Below are 8,946 nucleotides of genomic sequence, written 5' to 3'. Positions count from 1 at the left end.
GGGGGGGTATGGGGTGTTTGTTTTTTTTTTTCCTCCGGGTTTTTTTCTTTTTTTTGTTGCCCGCCCCTTTCCTCCCCCCCCCCCCCCCCCCCCCCTCGCCCCCCCCCCCCCCCAACCCCGACAGCGGGGACTCAGGCGCGTACCCCCTCCAGGGCGGCCTCTCCCTCGGCCCGGGCCGACAGCTCGGACCAGGCTGCCCAGGTCTGCAGCCGGCCGGCGTAGACCCCCTGGGCGGCCTCGTGCGGCTGGCTGCCGAAGAACACCCGCAACGGGGGTTCCTCGGCGTCGACGATTGCCAGCAGGGCGCGCCCGGCGGCGACCGGATCGCCCTGACGCAACTGGAACCCGGCCATCGCCTCGCGCAGCGGGCCGTAGGCTGGATTCGGGGCGGAGAAGACGGCGGAGGTTCCACCCCAGTCGGTGCCGAACGACCCAGGCTCCACGATGGTCACCTTGATTCCCAGGCCGGCCACCTCCTGGGCCAGCGACTCACTCAAGCCCTCCAGCGCCCACTTCGACGCGTGGTACCCGCCGAGGGCAGGGAAGGCCAGCACCCCGCCGGCGCTGGAGATCTGCACGATGTGACCGCTGCCCTGATCCCGCAGGTAGGGCAGGGCCGCCTGGGTGACCCAGAGGGCTCCGAACAGGTTGGTCTCGATCTGGGCCCGGATGTCGGCCTCGCTGATCTCCTCGACGGTCCCGAACAGTCCGAATCCCGCGTTGTTGACCACGATGTCGAGGCGGCCGAAGTGCTCGTCGGCCTGCTGCACCGCAGCGACGCAGGCCGCCCGGTCGGTGACATCCAGAGCCAGTGGGAGGATGGCGGCGCCGTACTCGACCACAAGGTCGTCCAGCGCGTCGGGGTTGCGGGCGGTGGCCGCCACCCGGTCGCCGCGGGACAGCGCCGCGGTGACAAACTGGCGGCCGAGGCCGCGTGATGATCCGGTCACGAACCAAACCTTGCTCATGGCTCTCTCTTTCATCTCGGCTGCCTCGGTGTCTCGAACCGTATCGTAATTGTTCGTCAGATCCCCAATAAGATCCTCTTATCGGTGCCCTGCTCGACCATTCGGTGCGCCTGCGCCGCCGCTTCGAGCGGAAGAATCCGCACCGGCCGGGATCGCAGGATCCCGGCAGACAGCATTCGGTTGATCGTCGTCGCCGCTTCGGCGAGTTCTGCGGTCGTGGCATGGGAGATCACGAAGCCGCGCACCGACCCGTTTTTCATGTAGAGCCGCCCGGCGGGCAGCATCGGGGTGGTCCGGGCCCCGGCCAGCAGCACGATCCGGCCCCGGTGTGCGAGCAGGTCGACAGCGAGTTCGAGGTCGTTGCGGCCGGCGGTGTCCAGGTGGAGGTCGACTCCGTCGGGGGCTGCCTTGCGGAGGAGATCCGACAGCCCTGGATCCGCGTACGAGAACACCTCGGCCGCGCCCAGTTCCCGGCAGGTGTCGAAGTCCCCGGGGGCGGCGATGGCGACGACCCGGGCACCGGCACCGACCGCGAGGGAGACCAGGGCCCGACCGACGTTGCCGGCAGCGCCGCCAACCAGTACGGTCTCGCCGGCCTGCAGGTTCCCGTGCCGGAACAGTCCCAGGTACGCCGTAGCGGCGGGATGCACCACGGCGACTGCGGACTGGGGATCCACCCCCTCCGGTAACCGGTACAGCCGGTCCGCCGGGACCACCACCCGCTCGGCGGCGGCCCCCTGCCGTCCACCGTGCCCGAGACTGTTTCCCCAGACCAGGTCGCCGGGGCGGAACCCCGGGGCCCCCGGCCCCACCACGGCGGCCCGCCCCACCAGGTCCCTGCCAATCACGAACGGAAAGGTCACCGGTGTGCGGAAGATTCCGGCCCGGACGAAGGTGTCGACCGGGTTCACCGTAGTCGTGAGGGTCTCCACCACCACGTCGGTCGGTCCGGGTACGGGGTCCGGTAACTCGCCGTTCAGGATCACTTCGGGCGGTCCGAGGCGCTCGATATAGGCAGCTCGCATACCGGTCACCATGGCACGGTTCCCATGCATCGATGGTCTATTACCAAGTAGAAAAGCTTATCGCGGGGCCATCGATCCGACTCCCTTCCCTACCTAGGGTCGAGATAGACGAGGGGTGAGGAAACAGGGAGGAGCGCCATGCATTCCGTAACCCGACCATTGTTTGAACTGTCGGCGCAGACCCGGGTGTCGGCCCCGCCCGATGTCCTGTACGGGGTCGTGAGTGACCTCGAATGCAGTGTCGAGTGGAGTCCCGAGTGCGTCGGCGGCGAGTGGGTCGCCGGCGTCCCGGGCACCGTGGGCGCCGTGTTCCGGGGCGAGAACGTGCGGTCGCCCGAAGTGGTCGCCTGGGCGCCGGTGGTACGCGGTACCTGGTTCACCGAGTCCGAGGTGGTCGTCGCCGAGCCCGGTCGGATCTTCGGCTGGTCGATGCGGACCAGGGCCGGTGAGAAGCAGGACAGCACCTGGATCTACGAGATTCTTCCGACTGCGGACGGCGGCTCTGAACTGATCCACCGATTCCGGATGGGAGAGCCCACCGAGGGGATCCGTGGCATCACGGCGGAAATGGATTCCGCAGAGCGGGAGCGTTTCTTCAGGGAGTGGGGCGAGAAGATCTCTGCTGATCTTCTGGTCACGGTCGAGCGGATTCGGCGGGTTGTCGAGCGCCACGCCGCCAACGAGGGGGCATGAGTCATGTTGCTGCAGCGCATCAGGAACAAGGGAATCCGGCTCGGTACGCTCATGGAGCGGGCGGCGGCCCGGCATCCCACCAATGTTCTGATCCTGGACCACGAGTTGGACATCGCGCCCGAGCTCGGACGGCGGGCCACGGTCGCCGAGGTCGCCGACCTGGTCGATGACTACGCCTCCCGGCTCTGGGCGGCCGGGGTACGCCCTGGCAAGCGGGTGGTGATCCACAAGACCAACAACTTCGACATCACCCTGCTCGCCTTCGCGACGGTCCGGATCGGGGGGGTGCCCATCCTGCTCTCTCCCAAGCTCGACGGTCGGACCGTCGGTGAGCTGGTTCGGCGCACCGACCGGCCGTACCTGCTCACCGACAGCGCCAAGCTCGCCGGCCTACCCGGCTCGGTCTTCGAACAGGCCAGGCGGGTCCTGCTGACCACAGGCAGTCATCCGGAGGCGATCGAGCTGGCCTCCCTGTCCGCAGCTCCCAGGGTCCCTGCGGTCACCCTGAATCCTGATCACCCGACTCTGGTCACCCACACCTCCGGCACCACCGGCATCCCCAAACTGGCCGTCCACACCGGCCGCACCCTGCAGGCCCGGTACCGGCCGCAGATATCGGCGGTGGCCCCACTCCTGCGCCGGCGGGAGACCCTCGCGATTCACGTATCCTTCGTGCATTCCCGGCTGATGACGGCGCTGGCCATGGCGCTGTTGCACGGATGCCCCACCGCGGTGCTGGTCGACTCCGACCCCGAGCGGGCGGCGGCCCTCTTCGCCCGGCTGCGGCCGGGTGTGCTGGAGGCCCACCCGAACTCCTTCATGGAGTGGGAGGAACTCGCCGACGATCCGCGGGGGCCGCTGGCGAACGTCAAGCTCTTCAGCTCGACCTTTGACGCGATCCATCCCCGTACGGTGCGCCGGCTGCTCGCTGCCTCCCGCCGCCGGATGCCGCTCTTCGGTCAGCTCTACGGCCAGAGCGAGGTGGGCCCGGTGATCGGGCGGACATACACCCGCCACCGGGACGAGCGCGCCGACGGGCGATGCGTCGGCATGGCGTTCCCGGGCATGACCAGTGTGCGGGTGGTGAGCCGAGACGGCCGGCCCCCTTCAGCGGAGAGTCCCGGGTACATCGAGGTCCGCAGCGATGGCCGGATCGTGACCTACCTGGGCGAGCAGGAGCGCTACGACGCGCAGGTCTCCCCCGGCGGTTGGTGGCGGATGGGTGACGTCGGCTATCGGACCCGGTGGGGCTGCGTGCACATGCTGGACCGGGAGGTCGACCTGATCGAGGGCTTCGGGTCCACCCTCGCCGCCGAGGACGCCCTCTTCGGCCGGATCGCCGAACTCGCCGAAGTGGTCATCGTGCCCGGGACCAACGGGGTGGCCGTACCGGTGATCTGCACCCGGGACGGCAGCCCGCTCGACCCGGGGGCCTGGCGGGCAGCCACGGCGGGTCTGCCGCCGATGGCCGAGCCGATTCAGTGGCGCATCGAGGACCTGCCGCAGACCGCCACCACCAAGATCAAACGTCTGGAGCTGGCCCGGGAACTCGCCGCCCGGAGCGGGGGCATGTGATGGCTGAGGTAGTTGTCGCCGGCGGCGGGATCGGTGGCGTCGCCACGGCTCTGGCGCTGGCCAAGGTAGGTCACCAGGTGACCGTGTTGGAGCGGGCCGGCAGGTTCGCCGAGATCGGGGCCGGTATCCAACTCGCCCCGAACGGCCTGCACGCTCTGGACGCCCTCGGGGTCGGGGCCTCGGTCCGGGCCTCGGCCGTCCACATGAACGAGCTGCGTTTCATGGACGGAGTCACCGGTGAGCATGTGACCAGCCTCGAACTCACGGAGGACTACCGTCGCCGGTTCGCCAGCCCGTACGTGGTGGTGCACCGTGCCGAACTGCACACCGTCCTGCTGGACCGATGCCGGGCCACCAGCTCGATCGACCTGCGCAGCAGCGCCCAGGTCACCGGCTACGGCCAGGATGCCGACACCGCCTGGGTGGAGCTCGCCGGCGGGGAGCGGATCCGGGGCGAGGTAGTTGTCGGTGCCGACGGCATCCACTCGACGATCCGTCAGAAACTCGTCGCGGACGGGGAGCCACGGGTCTCCGGTATCACCGTCTACCGGGCGGTCATCGACATGGATCGGGTCCCCGCCGACCTGCGGTTCGACCGTTCTGTGGTGTGGTGGGCCGGCCCGAACTGCCACTTCGTGCACTACCCGATCGCGGGCGGCCGGTCGCTGAACCTCGCTGCCAGCAGCGTCGACGGCGGCACCCGGGTGGCTGCGGGGGTGCCGGTGAGCCGGGACCGCACCCGGGCCGAGTTCCCCGCCTTCGGTGAAACCGCACAGCGCCTGCTGGAGCTGGGAGAGGACTGGCGGACCTGGACCCTGATCGACCGGGATCCGGTGCGCAGGTGGACGGACGGCCGGGTGGCCCTCCTCGGCGATGCCGCACACCCGATGTTGCACTACGCCGCCCAGGGCGCCTGCCAGGCGCTGGAGGACGCCGTGGTGCTGGCCCGGCACCTCACCGGGGGTTCCGGGGTGGCCGACCAGCTCGCCAGGTACGCGGCCGAGCGGTACGGGCGGACCGCGGAGATCCAGCGGGTGGCGCGGGCCAGCACCGACCTGTGGCACCCCGCCGGGGACGCCGCCGTTGCCCGTAACGCCATGCTCGCCGCCCGTACTCAGCGGGAACTGCGGGAGAGTCTGGCCTGGATGCACGGGATGCGGGCCACTCCGGCGGCCGTCGACCGGACCCGGAGTGGGGCAGCGACATGACCGAGATCTGCATCATCGGGGCCGGGCCGCGAGGCCTTTCCGTGCTGGAGCGGATCTGCGCCAACGAGCGGGCCAGGCCGACCCACCAGAGCTTGACCGTCCACGTGGTGGACCCGGCAGTGGCCGGAGCGGGGGCGGTCTGGCGTTCCGACCAGTCCCGGTTCCTGCTCACCAACACCGTGGCCTCCCAGATCACCGTCTGGACCGACCCGAGTTCCCTGATCGAGGGACCGATCGAGCCTGGACCGAGTCTGTACGAGTGGGCGCGTACCCAGGGCGACGAGGAGTCCCAGGCCCTCGGCCCGGACTCCTACCCGACCCGGGCCTGCTTCGGCCGCTATCTGCAGGATGCCTTCCGGCAGGTGATCGAGCGGGCCCCCGGGCAGGTGACCATCCGGTGCCACCGGTCCCGGGCGGTGGCACTGGCCGACACCCACGGGGTCCCGGGGGGCCCGCAGGGGGTACGGCTGGCGGACGGCACCCGGTTGCACGGACTGAGCGCGGTGGTGCTGGCGCTGGGCCACCAGACGGTGCGGCTCTCCGCCCGGCAGGCCCGCACGGCGAGCCTTGCTCGCATCCACAATCTTCGCTACATTACCCCGGCCAACCCGGCGGATCTCGACCTGGATGGCATTCGGGCCGGGGAACCGGTGCTCCTGCGGGGCCTGGGGCTGAACTTCTTCGACCACATGGCCCTGTTCACGACCGGCCGGGGCGGCCGGTTCGAGCGCCGGCCCGACGGGACCCTGGCCTACCTCCCCTCTGGGCGGGAACCCCGGCTGTACGCCAGCTCACGGCGGGGGGTGCCCTACCACTCCCGGGGGGAGAACCAGAAGGGGGCATACGGGCGGCACCTGCCGGTCATTCTCACTGCCGAGTACATTGCCGGGCTGGCTCGACCGATCAACTTCGCCCGGGATCTCTGGCCGGTGATCTCCCGCGAGGTCGAGTACGTCTACTACAGCACCCTGCTCGGGGTCGGCCCGCAGCGGGAGAGCTTCCGGCGGCGGTTGCTCGCTCTCGACCTGGACGGTGACGTCGCAGCCTTGCTGGACGAGTACGGCATCGCCGAGAACGACCGGTGGTGCTGGGAGCGGCTGTCCCGGCCCTACGGGAGCCGGCAGTTCACCGACCGGGAGGAGTTTCGGGCCTGGCTTCTGGACTATCTTCGCGAGGATGTCGCCCAAGCGCGGGCCGGCAATGTGGAGGGGCCCCTGAAGGCTGCCCTCGACGTGCTGCGGGACCTGCGTAACGAGATCCGGCTGGCGGTGGACCACGGGGGCCTGACCGGGGCTTCCCACCGCGATGACCTGGAGGGGTGGTACACCCCGCTGAACGGATACCTCTCCATCGGACCTCCGGCCCTGCGGGTCGAGCAGATGATCGCCCTGATCGAGACCGGTCTGCTGACCGTGACCGGGCCGGGGACCTGGATCCGGATGGACGTGGTCGACCCTGCCTTCGTCTGCGGTTCCTCGTCGGTGCCTGGCCCCGCGGTGCGGGCACGGGTGCTCATCGAGGCCAGACTTCCCGAGCCGGACCTGCGGCGGACCGACGATCCCTTGCTGCGGCACCTGCTCGACACAGACCAGGCGGCCCCGTACCGCATCTCCGGCGGCGGGGGTTACGAGACCGGGGGGCTGGCCGTGACGGAACGCCCGTACCACCTTGTGGACGGCAAGGGCCAGGCCCACCCCCGGCGTTTCGCGTACGGGGTGCCCACCGAGTCGGTGCACTGGGTCACCGCCGCCGGGATCCGCCCCGGGGTCGACTCGGTGATCCTCGCGGATTCGGACGCCATCGCCAGGACGGTGCTCTCCCTGCCGGAAGTCGCCGAGGTGCCGGCGGCCCTGCGCCCCCACGCGCACGACGACGCGGACGCCGACGATGGTCTGATCGGAGTGATCGTATGACGGAGCAGAGCGATACCGGTCTACTCTCGCCCGTGCGGGCGGGCACCCCGGTGGAGGCTCTGGTGAGCGACGGCGCCTGGTTGCAGGCCATGCTCGACGCCGAGGCGGCCCTGGCCCGGGCCCAGGCCCGCCTCGGCACCATGCCGGAGCCGGCCGCCCAGGTCATCACCGACTGCGCCCGAGCGGAGCTGTTCGACCTGCGGGCCATCGCGGTCGCCGCCAGGGAAACCGGAAACCCCGTGGTCGCCCTGGTCCGAGCCCTGACCGCCCTGGTGGTGAAGCAGGACCCGGCTGCCGCCGAATACGTCCATCGCGGCTCCACGAGCCAGGACATCCTCGACACCGGGGTGATGCTGGTGGCCGGCCGGGCGCTGCGGCTCATCGAGGCGGATCTGACTCTGACCGCGGGGTCACTGGGTCGACTCGCGGCTCAGCACCGGGACACCGTCATGGCCGGGCGCACCCTCACTCTGCATGCCGTGCCGACGACCTTCGGACTGAAGGTCGCCGGGTGGCGGAAGCTGGTTCTGGACGCCCGGGACCGGCTGGCCGGTGTGGTGCTGCCGGTCTCCCTCGGCGGGGCGGCCGGCACGCTGGCCGGTTACCTCGAGTACGCGGTGCTCGACGGCATCTCTGACCTTGGCGGTTATGCCGAGGCCCTGACCGTCGAGTACGCGGCCCAGACGGGCCTGGCACCGGCTGACCTGCCCTGGCACGTCCTGCGTACCCCGATGGCGGACCTCGCTGCGACGTTGTCGCTGACCGCCGGAGCCCTCGGGAAGATCGCTGCTGACGTGCAGGTGCTGGGTCGTACCGAGATCTGCGAGGTGGCTGAGCCGGCGGCGGCAGGTCGGGGGGTCTCCTCGGCAATGCCCCACAAGCGTAATCCGGTCCTGTCCACTCTCGTCCGTAGCGCCGCCCTGCAGGCCCCGGCTCTCGCCGCGGCCCTGACCGGGTGTCTGGTCGCTGAGGACGAGCGGTCCGCCGGGGGTTGGCAGGCCGAGTGGCTGCCGTTGCGTGAGCTGCTGCGTCTGGTGGGCGGGGCCGCCCACACCGCTGCTGAGCTGGCCGCCGGGCTGACCGTGCGGCCGGAACGGATGCTGGCGAACCTGGAACTGACCGGGAGCCAGGTGGTCACCGAGCGGGTGGCGGCTGTCCTGACCCCGGTGCTGGGCCGGAGCCGGGCCAGCGCGGTTGTCACCGAGGTGACCCGGGCGGCCGAGGTGACCGGCCGATCCCTGGTCGAGGTGCTGACCTCTCATCCCGAGGTCGCACCGCACCTCGACGGGTCCGCCTGCGCTGGCCTGCTGGACGCCAGGGCGTATACGGGGGCCGCCACCGTCCTGGTGGACCGGGCCCTGCCCGGCTGATCCGCTCCCACCGAGGGTCCTCGCCAGCAGGGGCCCGCCCGTTGCGCCGAACAGCATCTGTCACCTGGTGGAGGCCCCAACCAAAGGGTGCGGGGTTTACCCAGTGACCGATGGTGAGCCCCCGCCCATCCCCTGGGAGGCAACCGTCGCTCCCCCCCCAAGGGGGCGGACACCTGCGCAACTGTGGGCTCGTT

The 8,946-nt window shown here is 70.4% G+C and carries 7 protein-coding genes; 5 read left to right on the top strand and 2 right to left on the bottom strand.

From position 1 onward, the window contains the following. Positions 1 to 131: 131 nt before the first annotated feature. Both ACXAHD_RS29695 and ACXAHD_RS29690 read right to left on the bottom strand, forming a co-directional pair. Positions 132 to 968, bottom strand: coding sequence for an SDR family NAD(P)-dependent oxidoreductase (locus ACXAHD_RS29695; RefSeq protein ID WP_475054789.1), 837 nt, complete (start codon positions 966 to 968; stop codon positions 132 to 134). A gap of 56 nt (positions 969 to 1,024) precedes the next feature. After that, a complete protein-coding gene (locus ACXAHD_RS29690; protein WP_475054785.1) occupies positions 1,025 to 1,993 on the bottom strand; it encodes an NADPH:quinone reductase in 969 nt (322 codons plus the stop codon). Between the two features lie 138 nt (positions 1,994 to 2,131). Between ACXAHD_RS29690 and ACXAHD_RS29685 the strand changes: the two genes are divergently transcribed. From ACXAHD_RS29685 to ACXAHD_RS29665, 5 genes are read left to right on the top strand one after another with little or no spacing between them, the layout of a single operon-like run. After that, positions 2,132 to 2,686: an SRPBCC family protein gene (locus tag ACXAHD_RS29685; protein WP_475054782.1), complete on the top strand. Its 555-nt coding sequence runs from the start codon at positions 2,132 to 2,134 to the stop codon at positions 2,684 to 2,686. A gap of 3 nt (positions 2,687 to 2,689) precedes the next feature. Beyond that, positions 2,690 to 4,261 carry a class I adenylate-forming enzyme family protein gene (locus ACXAHD_RS29680; protein ID WP_475054779.1) on the top strand — a complete coding sequence of 524 codons (1,572 nt, stop codon included), beginning with the start codon at positions 2,690 to 2,692 and terminating at the stop codon, positions 4,259 to 4,261. Continuing rightward, a complete protein-coding gene (locus ACXAHD_RS29675; protein ID WP_475054776.1) occupies positions 4,261 to 5,469 on the top strand; it encodes an FAD-dependent monooxygenase in 1,209 nt (402 codons plus the stop codon). Before ACXAHD_RS29680 ends, ACXAHD_RS29675 begins: the two co-directional genes overlap by 1 nt. Then, positions 5,466 to 7,382, top strand: a complete 1,917-nt coding sequence (locus tag ACXAHD_RS29670; protein ID WP_475054773.1) for an FAD/NAD(P)-binding protein — start codon at positions 5,466 to 5,468, stop codon at positions 7,380 to 7,382. Before ACXAHD_RS29675 ends, ACXAHD_RS29670 begins: the two co-directional genes overlap by 4 nt. Then, the gene (locus ACXAHD_RS29665) at positions 7,379 to 8,752 is read left to right on the top strand and encodes a nitrosuccinate lyase (protein WP_475054770.1); all 1,374 of its coding nucleotides are present in this window, start codon (positions 7,379 to 7,381) and stop codon (positions 8,750 to 8,752) included. Before ACXAHD_RS29670 ends, ACXAHD_RS29665 begins: the two co-directional genes overlap by 4 nt. Positions 8,753 to 8,946: the final 194 nt, after the last annotated feature.

The organism is Micromonospora sp. ABR4_055 (genome assembly GCF_056160425.1).
The sequence above is the reverse complement of the archived record's forward strand: the minus strand, read 5'-3'. Positions and strand labels throughout refer to the sequence as shown.